This window comes from Deltaproteobacteria bacterium (assembly GCA_016874735.1).
GTDB lineage: Bacteria > Bdellovibrionota_B > Oligoflexia > Oligoflexales > CAIYRB01 > CAIYRB01.
This window is the reverse complement of the sequence record VGTI01000034.1, coordinates 1-16,008: the sequence shown is the minus strand read 5'-3', so window position 1 is coordinate 16,008 and position 16,008 is coordinate 1. Positions and strand designations below refer to the sequence as shown.

Annotated in this window: 19 protein-coding genes; 1 reads left to right on the top strand and 18 read right to left on the bottom strand. The window is 47.7% G+C overall.

Features of this window, described 5'->3' with window-relative positions; genetic code table 11:
- Positions 1-18: 18 nt before the first annotated feature.
- Positions 19-618, top strand: coding sequence for a hypothetical protein (locus tag FJ146_13250; GenBank protein MBM4252932.1), 600 nt, complete (start codon positions 19-21; stop codon positions 616-618).
- A 174-nt stretch (positions 619-792) separates the two neighbouring features.
- Here FJ146_13250 and FJ146_13245 read toward each other — a convergent pair whose 3' ends face one another.
- The 18 genes from FJ146_13245 to FJ146_13160 all read right to left on the bottom strand — a co-directional run bounded on the left by FJ146_13245 (position 793) and on the right by FJ146_13160 (position 15,727).
- A complete protein-coding gene (locus FJ146_13245) occupies positions 793-1,182 on the bottom strand; it encodes a hypothetical protein (GenBank protein ID MBM4252931.1) in 390 nt (129 codons plus the stop codon).
- Positions 1,183-1,932: 750 nt separating this feature from the next.
- Positions 1,933-2,421 carry a hypothetical protein gene (locus FJ146_13240; GenBank protein MBM4252930.1) on the bottom strand — a complete coding sequence of 163 codons (489 nt, stop codon included), beginning with the start codon at positions 2,419-2,421 and terminating at the stop codon, positions 1,933-1,935.
- Positions 2,422-3,041: 620 nt separating this feature from the next.
- A complete protein-coding gene (locus FJ146_13235; GenBank protein MBM4252929.1) occupies positions 3,042-3,431 on the bottom strand; it encodes a hypothetical protein in 390 nt (129 codons plus the stop codon).
- A gap of 250 nt (positions 3,432-3,681) precedes the next feature.
- A complete protein-coding gene (locus FJ146_13230) occupies positions 3,682-4,035 on the bottom strand; it encodes a hypothetical protein (protein ID MBM4252928.1) in 354 nt (117 codons plus the stop codon).
- 608 nt (positions 4,036-4,643) lie between these two features.
- Positions 4,644-5,033 (bottom strand): hypothetical protein, encoded by a 390-nt coding sequence (locus FJ146_13225; GenBank protein MBM4252927.1) that lies wholly within the window; start codon positions 5,031-5,033, stop codon positions 4,644-4,646.
- 154 nt (positions 5,034-5,187) lie between these two features.
- Positions 5,188-5,613, bottom strand: a complete 426-nt coding sequence (locus tag FJ146_13220) for a hypothetical protein (protein ID MBM4252926.1) — start codon at positions 5,611-5,613, stop codon at positions 5,188-5,190.
- Between the two features lie 655 nt (positions 5,614-6,268).
- Entirely contained in the window at positions 6,269-6,658 is a 390-nt protein-coding gene (locus FJ146_13215) for a hypothetical protein (GenBank protein MBM4252925.1), read from the bottom strand.
- 102 nt (positions 6,659-6,760) lie between these two features.
- On the bottom strand, positions 6,761-6,940 hold the full coding sequence (locus FJ146_13210) for a hypothetical protein (GenBank protein ID MBM4252924.1): 180 nt from the start codon (positions 6,938-6,940) through the stop codon (positions 6,761-6,763).
- Positions 6,941-7,472: 532 nt separating this feature from the next.
- Positions 7,473-7,856, bottom strand: a complete 384-nt coding sequence (locus FJ146_13205) for a hypothetical protein (protein MBM4252923.1) — start codon at positions 7,854-7,856, stop codon at positions 7,473-7,475.
- Between the two features lie 855 nt (positions 7,857-8,711).
- Positions 8,712-9,092: a hypothetical protein gene (locus FJ146_13200; protein MBM4252922.1), complete on the bottom strand. Its 381-nt coding sequence runs from the start codon at positions 9,090-9,092 to the stop codon at positions 8,712-8,714.
- Positions 9,093-9,803: 711 nt separating this feature from the next.
- Positions 9,804-10,193: a hypothetical protein gene (locus FJ146_13195; GenBank protein ID MBM4252921.1), complete on the bottom strand. Its 390-nt coding sequence runs from the start codon at positions 10,191-10,193 to the stop codon at positions 9,804-9,806.
- Positions 10,194-10,510: 317 nt separating this feature from the next.
- Positions 10,511-10,987, bottom strand: a complete 477-nt coding sequence (locus tag FJ146_13190) for a hypothetical protein (protein MBM4252920.1) — start codon at positions 10,985-10,987, stop codon at positions 10,511-10,513.
- 638 nt (positions 10,988-11,625) lie between these two features.
- Positions 11,626-12,186 carry a hypothetical protein gene (locus tag FJ146_13185; GenBank protein MBM4252919.1) on the bottom strand — a complete coding sequence of 187 codons (561 nt, stop codon included), beginning with the start codon at positions 12,184-12,186 and terminating at the stop codon, positions 11,626-11,628.
- Positions 12,173-12,658 (bottom strand): hypothetical protein, encoded by a 486-nt coding sequence (locus tag FJ146_13180; GenBank protein ID MBM4252918.1) that lies wholly within the window; start codon positions 12,656-12,658, stop codon positions 12,173-12,175. The genes FJ146_13185 and FJ146_13180 overlap by 14 nt, the downstream gene beginning before the upstream one ends.
- A gap of 338 nt (positions 12,659-12,996) precedes the next feature.
- Positions 12,997-13,380 (bottom strand): hypothetical protein, encoded by a 384-nt coding sequence (locus FJ146_13175; GenBank protein ID MBM4252917.1) that lies wholly within the window; start codon positions 13,378-13,380, stop codon positions 12,997-12,999.
- A 370-nt stretch (positions 13,381-13,750) separates the two neighbouring features.
- The gene (locus FJ146_13170) at positions 13,751-13,969 is read right to left on the bottom strand and encodes a hypothetical protein (protein ID MBM4252916.1); all 219 of its coding nucleotides are present in this window, start codon (positions 13,967-13,969) and stop codon (positions 13,751-13,753) included.
- Positions 13,970-14,341: 372 nt separating this feature from the next.
- Positions 14,342-14,731: a hypothetical protein gene (locus tag FJ146_13165; protein MBM4252915.1), complete on the bottom strand. Its 390-nt coding sequence runs from the start codon at positions 14,729-14,731 to the stop codon at positions 14,342-14,344.
- 606 nt (positions 14,732-15,337) lie between these two features.
- Complete coding sequence (locus tag FJ146_13160; protein MBM4252914.1) at positions 15,338-15,727, bottom strand: hypothetical protein; 390 nt, start codon at positions 15,725-15,727, stop codon at positions 15,338-15,340.
- Between the last annotated feature and the right edge of the window lie 281 nt (positions 15,728-16,008).

Genomic DNA, 16,008 nt, shown 5'->3' with positions numbered 1-16,008 from the left:
AACTGCAAGCATAAAAAAATTTACCCGCAGATTTCATGTGGATTACAGTTGTCTGTTGGCAAGACATGCCATGACGATTTTAACCAACTCGATCAGTCGACTAATAATTTACGCGTACATACGGGCAATGACAAAGCCTGGAGCGCGTTGCGTCATATTGCCAGTAACTGGCCATTGTCGCACCAGACGCCCATTCTTTTGCAGGGTCCAAAGGGCTCTGGCAAAACTCACTTGATGCGAGCATTCGAGCAACAAATTCGTTCCCGAGACAATGAAGTCACCGTTTCTTGGCAAAGCTGTAGAGCAATCTTTGACGACTATTTTCGGCAGCAATCACGCCTGAAATATGTGGCACCATCCACCAATCGTCACCATATCGATATTTTACTTTTGCATTCCTTTGCCGCCATACAAGACAGCTTGGGGCTACAGGACTTATTCGTCCAGTTAATTGACGCCATGATCCAAAAAGCAAAACTTGTTATCATCGAGGTCCGCCATCTACCAAGTGATAACGCCCTTGTAGCACCACATCCAGATGCGCTTTATCTACCAAGTTATAAGTCATTTTTTCAGCAATGCTCACAGTTAAGAATAACTGAAACGCAAGACGATTAGAGACACATTTTCTTAAAGGTACCTGGTCGCCAAGGGCGCCGTCAATGCGGCGACCCTGGTTTGAAAAAAACTTTTATGTTTTCAGGGTGGGGAGCGAAACAACTTGTTGGTTCACCCCACGGCGCGCCATCCGGTTTAACTACCCCTGAATTTCGTCAAAAATATGAACTGCAACTAGGTATCATTACCGCTTTTGATCGTGCCTACTATGGGCGCAAACACTGCGTAACCTACCTGCAACACATCCTGGACATCTAGCCCAGACCATAATTCAAACACCAATTTAGGATCCGCATCCCCATCAGCTAGGTAGTAGTGGCAAGCCTTAGGAACGAATTTATTATACACCTTGCCATCGACGCTGCTTATGATGTGGTACTCTTTATTTGACTCACAGAAATCGATCAAAGATTGCACTCTGTCACACCAAAATTGCCCAGTCAGCATGTGCGGATCTAGGTCTAAAAATCTTAGCTCATCGTATTTCCACACCTTACCAACACGCTTGAAAAAGGCATGAAGTGCTATAGACGATTCTTCGAAGCTTTTGCGACGCGGATCCATACCCACCTCCATCCTGTCGGGGGTATCGGAGCATGGCGGGCGGGGCTTGAGGGGATTTTACAATCGCTGAGGTTAAGACCAGGATATAAAGACGAATTTGATGAGAGATTACTGATCGTGCAAACAACTTGACGCTAGTGATTACGAGGCAACCCTACGACCGCTCATGCTCACCCACATGATCCCTGATCTTGACATCAAGTGCGCCAACCCGGTGGTCATGATTCTCCACGCGGCGCTCCATCCGGTCATACTGCTCCTCACCTATTTTTGAAGGCATGACGATCTAAGGCACTTTCATCATGACTTATCGGCTGTAATCAATCACCACAGCCCTGGTCATTCTCGTATAGCTGCACACTAGAATCCCGGAGATTAAGTAGAACCGTGTGGGGCCGCGGCATCGCCCTGGAATTAGACAGCGGCGAAAAAACCACGCACTGAGTGACGCTTTCGAACCAAAATTCGCCCGAAATCATCTGTGGCTCTAGCCCTAAAAACTTAAGCTCCTCATAAATCCAAATTCGGCCAACCCGCTTGAAAAAAGCGTGCAAATCTCTGGAATTCTGCACAAATATTTTGTGCCGAGGATCCATAGCCACCTCCACCCTGGGATAGGTATCGGCGCGTGGCGGTAGGGGCTTTAGGAGACATCATAATCCCGGGAGCTATGATCAGGATATAGAGACGAAATTGGCGGCAGATTACTGATAGTTTAAACAGTTTTATGTGCGGCAGAACCCAGCGACTTTACGACCGCTCATGCTCTACCACATGATCCCTGACCGTGACCACTAGCGCGCCATTGCGGTGGTCATGAGTCTCAACCTTGAGCTCCATACGGTCATACTGCTCCTCCCTCAACTTTGACGGCGAGACGATCTCAATCACTTTGGCGATGCTAGCTTTGATCTCTTCCATAGTCACACTCATTTTGTGGAAGGAATGATGAAGCTGGTTGATGGAGTAGTTGGTAGTACTGGCATGAACTTCGAACCTGCTGTTAAGGTCTTTTACATCGGTCTTCAGCTCCGCGACATCGGTCTTCAGCTCCGCGACATCGGTCTTCAGCTCCGCAACATCGGTCTTCAGCTCCGCAACATCGGTCTTCAACACCGCGACATCGGTCTTAAGCTCACCAATCTCTGAGCCCATACGCTGGATGGTGGGATGCTCGTCGATAGCTTCGTTGACGACAGTTTTGATTGTGACCTTGAGGGTGGTTTCGTCTAGCTGCACGCTGGGATCCTTGAGATTAAGTGGGACCTTGTGGGCCCCCGTGAGGGACCGTGTTAACGCCGTGGCGTGGGGTACCATAGCACTGGTTGGGGGTGGGTGGAATGGGAGAGGAGGGGGTGGGAGCGGACATCTGGTAAGTAGCCGGAAGGATTGGGGCATCGCCAGCAGGAGGCTAAAGTTTGTTTTAACTTGAACAACCACGATGCAAAGCAGCGAGAGTGACTATCACAAATTATTCTCTCCGCATTTTTTTCCGAGCACGGACATCAAAGGAATTCTTCCTATGTCACTCGCATTAGCGAAATGAGCTGATCATACTAGTCGGCAATCAGAAATTTCTCCGAGGCGATATTATGCGCGTTCCATCACTAGTCGGGTACACAGCATCAAATAAAGCCATTTACCAGTACGAGACCAGCAATCCCGATGAGCTTCGTGAGCGAATTACACGCTTTAGCCAGGAAGAACATTTCGACGCAGTAGCTGTTTTTTCCTACTTACAGTTAGTATACTGGCGAAAGTATGGCGAAGACTCTTTAGACTTCATGACTGCCTCAAATATGCTTTCCGCTCACTTTCGCTTGGTTTCGGCGGAATTCAAGGAGGTACACTCTAAGAAACTAAGGATCGTCACCACCATCGACCTTGCCAAATATGGGCGTCAACATTGTGTGCCTTATCTCCAAAAAATCTTGGACTTTTAGGCCTGCCCATAAATTAATCATTAGATCTGGGTCGGTATCACCATCAGCCAAATAATAGACGTCTGCCTTAGGCATGAATTTATTGAATACCTTACCGTCCGAGTTACTAATGATGTGATAACCTGGATTTGCTTCGCAAAAGGTTATCAACATGTGCACACTTCCCGGCCAAAATTCGCCGGTCATCATCTGAGGCTCTAAGTCCAAAAACTGAAGCTCTTCGTATATCCAAATTTTGCCGACCCGCTTGAAGAATGCTTGCAGCTCTCGCGACGAGTCTTCAAATTTTTTGCGCCGAGCATCCATACCCGCCTCCACCCTAAGGGGTATCGGCGCCTGGCTGTTAGGTCTTGAGGTGACATCTGAATCACGGAACCTAGGGCGTGACTAAAGAGGAAAAATTCCCTGCAAATTTTAATAAGTCCAAATTATCTAATTAACCGTCAACGAAAACCAATAACCCTACGACCGCTCATGCTCACCAATATGATCCCTGACCGTAACCTCAAGTGCGCCAATGCGATGGTCATGGTTGTCCACGCGGCGCTCCATCCGGTCATACCGCTCCTCGCGGTATCTTTGAAGGCATGACGATCTCAATCACTTTGTTGAGACCTGACTTGATCTCTTCCATGTCCACACTCATTTTGTGGAAGGAATCGTGGAGCTTGTTGATGGAGTAGTTGGTAGTCCTGGCATGAACTTCGAACCTACTGTTAAGATCTCTGACATCGGTCTTCAGCACCGCGACATCGGTCTTCAGCACCGCGACATCGGTCTTAAGCACCGCAACATCGCTCTTAAGCTCACCAATCTCTGATCCCATCCGCTGGATGGTGGGATGCTCGTCGATAGCTTCTTTGACGACTGTTTTGATTGTGACCTTGAGGGTGGTTTCGTCTAGCTGCACGCTGGGATCCTTGAGATTGGCTGGAACCGTGTGGGACCATGGCAATGCCGTGGTGTGGGGTAACATAGCACTGGTTGGGGGTGAGTGGAATGGAGTAGGAGGGGGTGGGCGCGGACATCTGGTAAGTAGCCGGAAGGATTGGGGCATCGCCAGCAGGAGGCTAAAGTTTGTTTTAACTAGAACAACCACGCTGCAAAGCAGCGAGAGTGACTATAGCAAATTATTCTCTCCGCATTTTTTTCCGAGCACGGACATCAAAGGAATTCTTCCTATGTCACTCGCATTAGCGAAATGAGCTGATCATACTAGTCAGCAACCAGAAATATCTCCGAGGCGATATTATGCGCGTGCCATCACTAGTCGGGTACACAGCATCAAGAAAGGCGATATACCAGTACGACACAAGCGTAATGGGGCATCTTGATGACAAATTAAAAGACTTCACTCAAGAAGATCACTTCGACGCGGCAGCTGTATTTTCCTACTTACAATTTGCTTATTGGCGTAAGTATGGAGAGAACTCGCATGATTATATCGATGCTACCGCCATGCTGGCTAAACATCGATCCAAGATGAAGCCGGATACTCTATCTCACTACGCGATCGCTCTAGGTATCGTCACTGCCTTTGATCACTCGCAGTACGGTCGCAAACTTTGTGTACCCTACCTCAAAGAAATCTCGATCACTTAGTCGCGATCCAAATTCAAAACCGAGATTAGCATCGGCATCACCGTCAGCCAAATGGTACGTAATCGCCCCTTCCACAAGTTTATTGTAGAACACGCCATCTTTAAAGCTAACTATATGATAACCCGGATTGGACTGACAGAATTCAACCAGAACCGGCACTGCATTAGCCAGAAATTCACCTCCAATCATGTGCTGATCTAGATCGAGAAACGCCAGCTCATAGGGAAGCCAAATTTTACCTATGCGCTTAAAAAAAGCGTTAAGCTCACTCGCAACTTGATCGAATGTCTGGCGTTGCGGATCCATACCCACCTCCACCCTTAGAAGGGTATCGGCGAATTACGGCAGGGGCTTGAGGGACTCCTGGAATCACGGGAGCTAAGACCAGGCTAAAGAGACGAAATTGGTGACAGATTGTCTTTAGCACAAGCGAGTTGACGCCAGTGATTACGAAGAAACCCTACGACCGCTCATGCCCACCCACACGATCCCTGATCTTGACCTCAAGCGCACCAATGCGGTGGTCATGATTCTCCACGCGGCGCTCCATCCGGTCATACTGCTCCTCACGTATCTTTGAAGGCATAACGATCTCAATCACTTTGTTGAGACCTGACTTGATCTCTTCCATATCCACACTCATTTTGTGGACGGAATCGTGGAGCTTGTTGATGGAGTAGTTGGTAGTCCTGGCATGAACTTCGAACCTACTGTTAAGGTCTCTGACATCGGTCTTCAGCTCCGATACGTCGCTCTTCAGCACCGATACGTCGCTCTTCAGCTCACCAATCTCTGATCCCATCCGCTGGATGGTGGGGTGCTCGTCGATAGCTTCGTTGACGACTGTTTTGATTGTGACCTTGAGGGTGGTTGCGTCTAGTTGCACGCTGGGATCCTTGAGATTAAGTGGGACCTTGTGGGACCGTGTTAACGCCGTGGTGTGGGGTAACATAGCACTGGTTGGGGGCGGGTGGAATGGGAGAGGCGGGGGTGGGCGCGGACATGTGGTAAGTGGTCGAAAGGATTGGGGGGGGCATCGGCAGCAGGAGTCTAGAGTTTGTTTGAACTAAAACCATCCTCTGGCTACTTGGCAAAGTACACGGTCATTTCGATTACTGTGGCACCAACCTTGATCATGTCGCCTCTTGCCCCCCGTCGCTTTTAAGCAATGACATCTTGATGCCAGAGACTATGTCGCTCGCAACACACCCAAGCAAGTGCTAGTCCGTTTCTGCAGGTCTGAGTCCTAAGTTCAGCAGAAGGATTTACTCATGAGGGAAGTTTCGACGCTTGTTGGCTATACGCGCACCCAAAAGGAAATTCATCAGTATAGTTTGGACCCTTTGAGAGACGAGCCTACGGTCGCACCAGATTTCACACCTGAAGACTGTTTTGATGCCGTAGCTGTTTTCACACATTTACAAATAGTCTACTTGCGTAGGTATGGCGAGGATTCTCAGGAGTACCGCGACGGTCTCAAAATGTTGACCTTTCATACGGCTCGAACTACGACGCATTTTCGTGCGAGCCAAAAAGATATGCTAGGCATCGTTACGGTTCTTGATCTTGCTAAGTACGGGCGCAAACATACTGTTTCCTATCTTAAAGAGCTCGTCTAGACTAAGCCTAGTTTCGAAGTCAAATACCAAATCTGGATCCGCATCACCGTCCGCTAGGTAGTAATGGCTCCCATTAGCGACAAACCTATTGTAAACAAGAGGCAAGTGGAAGCTAATGACATGATATTCTGGGTTGGCCGCACAGAAATCGGTAAGCAACTGCTCTTTACCCTGCCAGAATTCACCCGTCAGGGTATCCGGCTCAAGGTCCAAGAACTTTAGCTCATCGTAAATCCAAACGCGACCAGCTCGCTTTAGAAAATAAAAAAAATCGTCTGAATTTTCACGAAACATTTTGACCCGCGGATCCATACCCGTTCCCTCCACTTGGGGGAGGTATCGGCGATGGGCAGCGGAGTCTTGAGGCGCCTTTGTAATCGCGGGAAATAAGACCAAATTATGTACACGAAATAATCAACAACTTGCCAATAGCCCAAACTTGCTAACCTGCGCTAAAGGACGTCCAATCTTCGACCGCTCATGCTCACCCACATGAACCCTGACCGTAACCTCAAGTGCGCCAATGCGATGGTCATGGTTGTCCACGCGGCGCTCCATCCGGTCATACTGCTCCTCACGTATCTTTGATGGCATGACGATCTCAATCACTTTGTTGATATCAGATCGGATGTACTCCACCACCGCAGCGTTCGGTATTCTCGTCTAGCTGCACGCTGGAATCCTTGAGGTTAAGTAGGACCGTGTGGGGCCGCGGCGTCGCCGCGGAGTTAAACAGTGCCGAAAAAATCACGCGCTGAGTGACATATTAGTTGAACTACCAATATCATCCATAACCCGAACAAACAGGTAGTAAAAACCTCACAGCTCCGGAATATTAGGCAAGGAAGGCGCATGCTCGTTCCATCACTAGTCGGCTATACATCATCACAAAAAACTCATTTACCAATACGACACCAGCAACCCTGAAGAGCTCAGTCATAAAATCGCGGATTTTAGCGACGAGGATCACTTTGATTCGATTGCCGTCTTTTCCTACCTGGAATTTGTCTACTGGCGTAAGTACGGTGAGGATTCTCTTGACCTAAAGAGTGCGACAAACATGCTCTTTTCTCACAATCGACTGGTGCCGGCTGAATTCTTCAAGACACACGCAAAGAAACTAGGTTTAATCACCGCTATTGATCTTGCCAAGTATGGACGTTGCCTTTGCTTGCCTTATCTCCAAAAAATCTTGGATATTTAGGTGTGCCCATAAATCAATCATGAGATCTGGATTATCGTCTCCGTCAGCTAAAAAGTAGAAGTGTGAAGATGGAATGAACTTATTGAACACCTTACCTTCTGTACTACTAATGATGTGATAGCCGGGATTTGCCTTACAAAACTCGGTCAAATTAGAAACACCGTCCGACCAAAATTCGCCCGAAATCATCTGTGGCTCTAGCCCTAAAAACTTAAGCTCTTCATAAATCCAAATGCGGCCAACCCGCTTGAAAAAAGCGTGCAAATCTCTGGAATTCTGATCAAATATTTTGTGCCGAGGATCCATAGCCACCTCCACCCTGGGATAGGTATCGGCGCGTGGCGGTAGGGGCTTTAGGAGACATCATAATCCCGGTAGCTAGGATCAGGATATGGAGACGAAATTGGCTGAAGATTACTGATAGTTTAAACGGTTTTATGTGCGGCAGAACCCAGCGCCTTTACGACCGATCATGCTCTCCCACATGATCCCTGACCGTAAACTCAAGCGCGTCAATTCCGTGGTCATGATTATCGATGCGCATTTCCATACGGTCATACTGCTCCTCGCGCATTTTTGATGGCATGACGATCTCAAGCACTTTGTTGAGACCTGCTTTCATCGACTCCGTGTCTACACTTGCTTTGTATCATACTCATCGAAGGGACCTTCGGCCAAAGTTTTGATTATGATATTTTGGTTTAGTCTCGTTTAGCTGCAAGCCGAAACGTTGTAGGAAATTGTGGGTCGAGGGCTTAGGAAATTTTTTAGATGGTTGACCCAAATAAGATTTCGCGGAGCGACATCTTTAAATATCAATTCATAAATGTAGCAGGCAGAAAAATTGGGTGTTAACAAGGCAATTGATTTGCAAATCATAGCTGGAGCGACTCAATGATTATCGCATCGCTAGTCGGTCATACATCATCAAACAAAAATATCTATCAATACGATCCGAGACATCTTGATCATTTAGCTAAAATGGTTGCAGGATTTACCGAGGAGGATCATTTTGACTCAGCTGCTGTATTCTCATACTTACAGCTGGTCTGCTGGCGAAAATACGGCGAGGACTCTAGAGAATTTCTCTTGGCCACTGGTCTTCTGTATTTTCACAGATCTTCAATGTCTGATGAATTTCGCAAGGCCCATGAGGTTAAGCTACGCATCATCACCGCCTTTGATCTTGCTAATTTTGGCCGCAAACAGTGCGTGTCCCACCTGCAAGCTCTCCTGGATGCCTAACCTCGCTCCCAGTTCTAAAAATAAATCTGGGTCTGCGTCACCGTCAGCTAGATAATAAATGCGTGCAGCAGGTACAAACTTGTTGTAGACCGCCTGTTGAAAGCCACTGATGATTTGATATTCAGGATTTGACTTACAAAACTCGACCAGTGACTGAACTCTGTCTGATCCAAACTCGCCCGTCAGCATTTCTGGCTCTAAATCCAAAAACTTTAGCTCGTCGTAAATCCAAACCTCCCCGCTCGCCGGAAGAAAGCATGAAGTTCCCTCGATGTCTCCTCGAAGAATTTGCGCCACGGATCCATAACACCCCTCCCTGGGAGAGGTGTCGGCGCATGATGAGAAGGCCTTGAGGCGACTTCGGAACAGTCGGACCTAAGATCCCGCTTTGGATGCGAAGTTGCTGCCAGCTTGCAAGAATCTCAAACGTGCTTACGGGTAATGGTAGCCAGATACCCTACGATCGCTCCTGCTCACCCACACGATCCCTGACCGTAACCTCAACCGCGCGGGTCCGGCGGTGATGATTCTCTACAAGCAGTTCCATCTCGTAATACTGCTACTCGCGCACCTTTGATGGCATTACAATCTCAAACAATTTCTACATATCAGAGCGCATATCCTCCAGCATCAAACCCTGACGCTGCTGGTCAATGCTCATGTCACTCGCAATGCTCAAGCGGCAATGGTAGCACTCTTGTGCGCAACGAATTCATTAACCTAATCCGGACTACGATAGCCATGATCACCCACTCTCTAGTTGGATATACTTCGTCGAGTAAGCCAATTTATCAGTATCACACCATAGAAATTGATACTCTCGAGAAATTGGTGTCGCATTTCTCACCCGAGGATCACTTTGACGCTTTTGCAGTATTTTCGTATCTACAGTTGGTATACTGGCGGCGATACGGCGACGAATGCAGGGATTACATAAGCTGTCAGGTGATGCTCAAAATATTTGAGCAGAATTTGCCCAAGGAATTTCTTAGCGAAAATAAAGCCACATTAGCGATTGTCACCGCTATTGATCTTTCCAATTACGGGCGCAAACATTGTGTAGCCTATTTGCAGGAGCTCTTGGATACTTAGTCGAGATTCAAAGTCAAAAAACAACCCTGGGTCCGAATTGCCATCGGCTAAATGATAACTAAATGCGTCGGGTACATACTTATTATAAATTTTACGGCCACTGCAGCTGATCACGTGATATTTGGGATTTTCTTCGCAAAAATCGATGAGCGACTGCACTTTATCGCCCCAAAATTCACCTGTCATCATGTCGGGCTCCAAATCAAGGAATTTCAATTCCTCATAGATCCACACCTTGCCGACCTGCTTGAAAAACTGCTGCAGTTCGTCTGCAGTGACATCGAATATCTGTCGCCTCGCGCCCATAGCCACCTCCATACCAACTCTTTATCGGTCATTGACAGGCATGCCTTGAGGTTCGCTGATAAAACATAGATGCAAGTGGTCGGTTCAACGGGCGAATTGATGTATTCTTTGTATTAGAAGGTAGGCAAGTGCCTAAAACCTATCGCAGAGTGCGTGTACGCCTGAAGCTTGGCTACTTCGCGAATAAACGCGGCAACCGACATGTTAAGTTGGCGGCCGTGGTTTAAAGAAAAGATTCTTGATGTTATCCGGTGGGCAAAGCGAGCTAGAGCAGGGTCAAAACTGAACGTACTGAGAAGTACCGAGAATGAACAGCCCTACGATCGGCCATGCTCGCCCACATGATCCCTGACCTTGACCTCAAGTGCGCCAATCCGGTGGTCATGATTCTCCACGCGGCGCTCCATCCGGTCATACAGCTCCTCACGTATCTTTGCAGGCATGACGATCTCAATCACTTTGTTGAGACCTGACTTGATCTCTTCCATATCCAGACTCAATTTGTGGACGTTATCATGGAGCTTGTTGATGGAGTAGTTGGTAGTCCTGGCGTGAATTTCGAACCTGCTGTTAAGGTCCCTGACATCGGTCTTAAGCTCCGCGACATCGGTCTTAAGCTCCGCGACATCGCTCTTCAGCTCCGATACGTCGCTCTTCAGCTCACCAATCTCTGAGCCCATCCGCTGGATCGTGGGATGCTCGTCGATAGCTTCGTTGACGACAGTTTTGATTGTGACCTTGAGGGTGGTTTCGTCTAGCTGCACGCTGGGATCCTTGAGATTAAGTGGGACCACGTGGACCCCCGTGAGGGACCGTGTTAACGCCGTGGTGTGGGGCACCACAGCACTGGTTGGGGGTGGGTGGAATGGAGGAGGCGGGGGTGGGAGCGGACTTGTGGTAAGTGGTGATTACTGTGGCACCAACCTCGTTAAGTCGAATCAACCATTGATCATCGAAGCATCAGCTAGCAACTTGCCACTAGACCAAACGAAATCACCCGAGCGAAAGTGCATCCATCCTTAGATTGATCACGTCGCATCTCGCTCCCGTCGCTTTTAAGCAATGACATCTTGATGCAAGAGCATATGTCACTCGCAACATCCCCCAGCAGGAGCTAATACCTTGCAGGTCTGGACCTTTAATTAAGCTGGAGGATTAACTTAGGATGGATGTTCCAACACTCGTAGGCTATACGCGCACCCGCAAAGAAATTTACCAGTATAATCTTAACAATTTGAGGGACGAGACTGCGGTGGCGCCAAATTTCTCAAGCGAAGATTATTTTGATGCCATAGCTGTTTTCACACATTTGCAACTCGTATACTTGCGAAAGTATGGCGAGGAATCGCATGAATTCCGCGACGGCCTTAAGATGTTACTACTTTATACTCGTCACACCACTGTTGAGTTTCGGGATAGCCAAAAAGCACTGCTAGGAATCGTCACGGTTTTTGATCTTGCTAAGTACGGGCGCAAACACACCGTGTCCTATCTGAAAGAGCTCATCTAGGTTGAGACGTGTCTCGAAGTCAAACATCAAATTTGGATCAGCGTCACCGTCGGCAAGGTAGTAAATACACGCATCAGGGACAAACTTATTGTAAACATGTGGAACATGACAACTAATAACATGGTACTCGGGGTTTGCAGTGCAAAAATCTGTCAGCACCTGCTCCTTACCCTGCCAGAATTCACCCGTGAGGGTGTCCGGCTCCAGGTCCAAGAACTTTAGCTCATCGTAGATCCAAACGCGACCAGCTCGCTTAAGAAAATAATAAAGCTCGTCTGAGGTATCACGAAACATTTTGACCCGCGGATCCATACCCGTTCCCTCCACCTTGGGGGAGGTATCGGCGATGGGCAGCAGAGTCTTGAGGCGTATTTGTAATCGCGGGAAATAAGACCAAGTTATGTACAAGAAATAATCAACAACTTGCCAATAGCCCAAACTTGCTAAACTGCGCAAAAGGACGTCCACGCTACGACCGCTCATGCCCACCCACACGATCCCTGATCTTGACCTCAAGCGCACCAATGCGTTGGCCATGATTCTCCACGCGGCGCTCCATCCGGTCATACTGCTCCTCGCGCATCTTTGATGGCATGACGATCTCAAGCACTTTCTTGATATCAGACCGCATATCCTCCATCATCACACCCTGACGCTGCTGCTTTATGAATAACTGGTTGATCGCTTGAGTGTTAGTTCTAGTTTGGATCTTGAGTTCGGCAACATCGCTCTTCAGCTCACCAATCTCCGATCCTATCCGCTGGATGGTGGGATGCTCATCAATAGCTTCGTTGACGACTGTTTTGATTGTGACCTTGAGGGTAGTCTCGTCTAGCTGCACGCTGGGATCCTTGAGATTGATTGGAACCGGGTGGAACTTTGGCAATACCGTGGTGTTAGACAGCGGCGAAAAATCACGCACTGAGTGACATATTAGTTGAAGTACCAATATCATTCGTAACCCGAACAAGCCGGTGCTAAAAACCCTTACAGCTTCGGAATACCAAGAAAGGAAGGAGCATGGTCATCCCCTCACTAGTCGGCTATACATCATCAAAAAAACTCATTTACCAATACGACACCAGCAACCCTGAAGACCTCAGTCATAAAATCTCGGATTTTAGCGACGAGGATCACTCTGATTCGATTGCCGTCTTTTCCTACCTGGAATTTGTCTACTGGCGTAAGTACGGTGAGGATTCTCTTGACCTAAAGAGTGCGACAAACATGCTCCTTTGTCACAATCGACTGGTGCCGGCTGAATTCTTCAAGACACACGCAAAGAAACTAGGTTTAATCACCGCCATTGATCTTGCCAAGTATGGACGTTGCCTTTGCTTGCCTTATCTCCAAAAAATCTTGGATATTTAGGTGTGCCCACAAATCAATCATGAGATCTGGATTATCGTCTCCGTCAGCTAAAAAGTAGAAGTGTGAAGATGGAATGAACTTATTGAACACCTTACCTTCTGTACTACTAATGATGTGATAGCCGGGATTTGCCTTACAAAACTCGGTCAAATTAGAAACACCGTCCGACCAAAATTCGCCCGAAATCATCTGTGGCTCCAGCCCTAAAAACTTGAGCTCTTCATAAATCCAAATTCGGCCAACTCGCTTGAAAAAAGCGTGCAGCTCTTCAGAAGTCTGATCAAATATTTTGTGCCGAGGATCCATAGCCACCTCCACCCTGGGAGAGGTATCGGAGCATGGCGGTAGGAGCTTTAGGGGATTTTATAATCTCGGGAGCTAGGATCAGGATATAGAGACGAAATTGGCGGCATATTACTGATAGTTTAAACAGTTTTATGTGTGGCAGCACCCAGCGCCTTTACGACCGCTCATGCTCACCCACATGATCCCTGACCGTAACCTCTAGCGCGCCAATGCGGTGGTCATGATTCTCCACGCGGCGCTCCATCCGGTCATACTGCTCCTCGCCTATCATTGATGGGATGACGAACTTAATCAATTTCTTCAAATCCGAGCGCATGTCCTCCAACATCACACCCTGACGTTGCTGCTCAATGATTAATTGGTTGATGGCTTACGTGTTTGATCTAGTGTGGATCTTAAATTCAGCAACACCACTCTTTAGCTCACCAATCTCTGAGCCCATCCGCTGGATGGTGGGATGCTCGTCGATGGCTTCGTTGACGACGGATTTAATTGTCGACTTGAGGTTAGTCTCGTTTAGCTGCACGCTGGGATCCCTGAGATTGAGTGGGACCACGCCACCGATATAGTCTCTGACTGACGGATCCAATCAATGGCTAAGTGACATCGTACAAGTGCCGCTCATGTCACTAGCGGGCTCAAAACGATGATGGTAACACACGAAAGACTAAAAACTTGACACAGAGGAATCCCCATGAATATCCCTTCAATAGTCGGGTACACGTCATCGGCGAAGTGTATTTATATGTGCAATATTAGTGATTCCGAGAATCTCAGTAAAGTGACTAAAGGATTTAGCCATGAGGATCATTTTGACGCGATCGCCGTTTTTTCTTTTTTGCAATTAATCTTCTGGCGCAAGTATGGTGATGTTTCTCAGGATTTTCAGGACGCAACAGACATGTTAACGTCTCATGGACTTTTAATTAACGGAAAGTTCCGTATTCAACATGCGAAACGTCTAGGTATCGTTACCGCATTTGATCTTGCCAACTATGGGCGTAACCATTGCGTACCCTATCTGCAAGAACTCCTCGCCACTTAGCGCCCCCCACAAATCCACCATGAGACTTGGATCGTTATCCTTATCCGCCAGGTAATAGATTGAGGCATCTGGTATGTATTTATTAAACACCTTGCCATCAAGACCGCTGATGATGTGGTATTCGGGATTGGCATTACAGAAATCAATCAATGTTTGGACCCTATCTGATCCAAACTCGCCCGTCAGCATTTCTGGCTCTAAGTCCAAAAACCTAAGCTCATCGTAAATCCAAACCTTACCCGCCCGCTTGAAAAAAGCATGAAGGTTTCGGGATGACTCACGAAACAACTTGCGATTCCCCTCCATACCCACCTCCACCCTCGGAGTGATATCGGACCATGGTGCCGAGGCCTTTAGGCGATGCCTGCATCTTGGCGACTAAGCCAGCGATTTGAATACTAGGTCACGCTTAATTTGCGACAGATTCAAACTGGCAAAGATCCGTAAAATGCCTGTATGTCCTGCACGCCCATGCTAACCCACATGATCCATGACCGTAACCTCAAGTGCGCCAATGCGTTGTTCATGGCGTGACATATCAATTTGAGAACCTATGTCACTCGCACCAGCCGATATTTTCTGTTAATCACTACCTGGTTTGTGTCACCGAGTCACCAAAAGGCCCTACCAAAAATGGAAGTCCCAAGTCTTGTCCCATCACTGGTCGGTTATACCTCGTCAAATAAAGTAATTTACCAATACGACCTACGAGGTTCCGAAAAAGTAAATGAAATAGTTTCAGGCTTTACGCAAGCAGACCATTTTGACTCAGCTGCGGTATTCTCATACCTGCAGCTGGTCTATTGGCGAAAATACGGGGAGGATTCCCTGGAATTTATTTCAGCGACAGATATGCTGTATCTCCACAATACCTCATTGACGGATGAATTCAGTGAGTCCCACGCTAAGGCGCTAGGCATCATTACTGCGTTTGATCTTGCTAAATTTGGTCGCAAACATTGCGTGTCCCACCTGCAAGGTCTCCTGGACACCTAACCGCGTCCCTAATTCAAAATACAAATCCGGGTCCGAATCGCCGTCAGCTAAGTAGTAGATACGTGCATTAGGGACAAACTTGTTAAACACCTTCAGTTGAAAACCGCTTACAATATGGTACTCAGGATTTGACCTACAGAAGTCGAGTAAAGACTGAGCATGGCACGAACGAAACTCACCAGTCATCATCTGAGGCTCTAAGTCCAAAAATTTAAGCTCTTCGTAAATCCACACCTTACCCACTAGCTTGAAAAAAGCATGAAGGTCTCTTGATTGCTTTTCAAACTTTTCGCGCCGAGGATCCATAGCCACCTCCACCCTGGGAGAGGTATCGGAGCATGGCGGTAGGGGCTTTAGAGGATTTTGTAATCGCGGGGGTTAAGACCAGGATATAGAGACGAATTTGATGATAGATTACTGATAGTCCAAATAACCTGAGGCGGGTGATAACGAAAAGACCGTACCTAGTACACCAGCGCATGTAGCACCCCCACTAGCGTTGTTGCATGCTAGTGCGAGTGCCGCGGAATGATTCTGCAGCCAATCTTCTAAGGTGCTATATGCTGCGATTTTACACGCGCAAATGC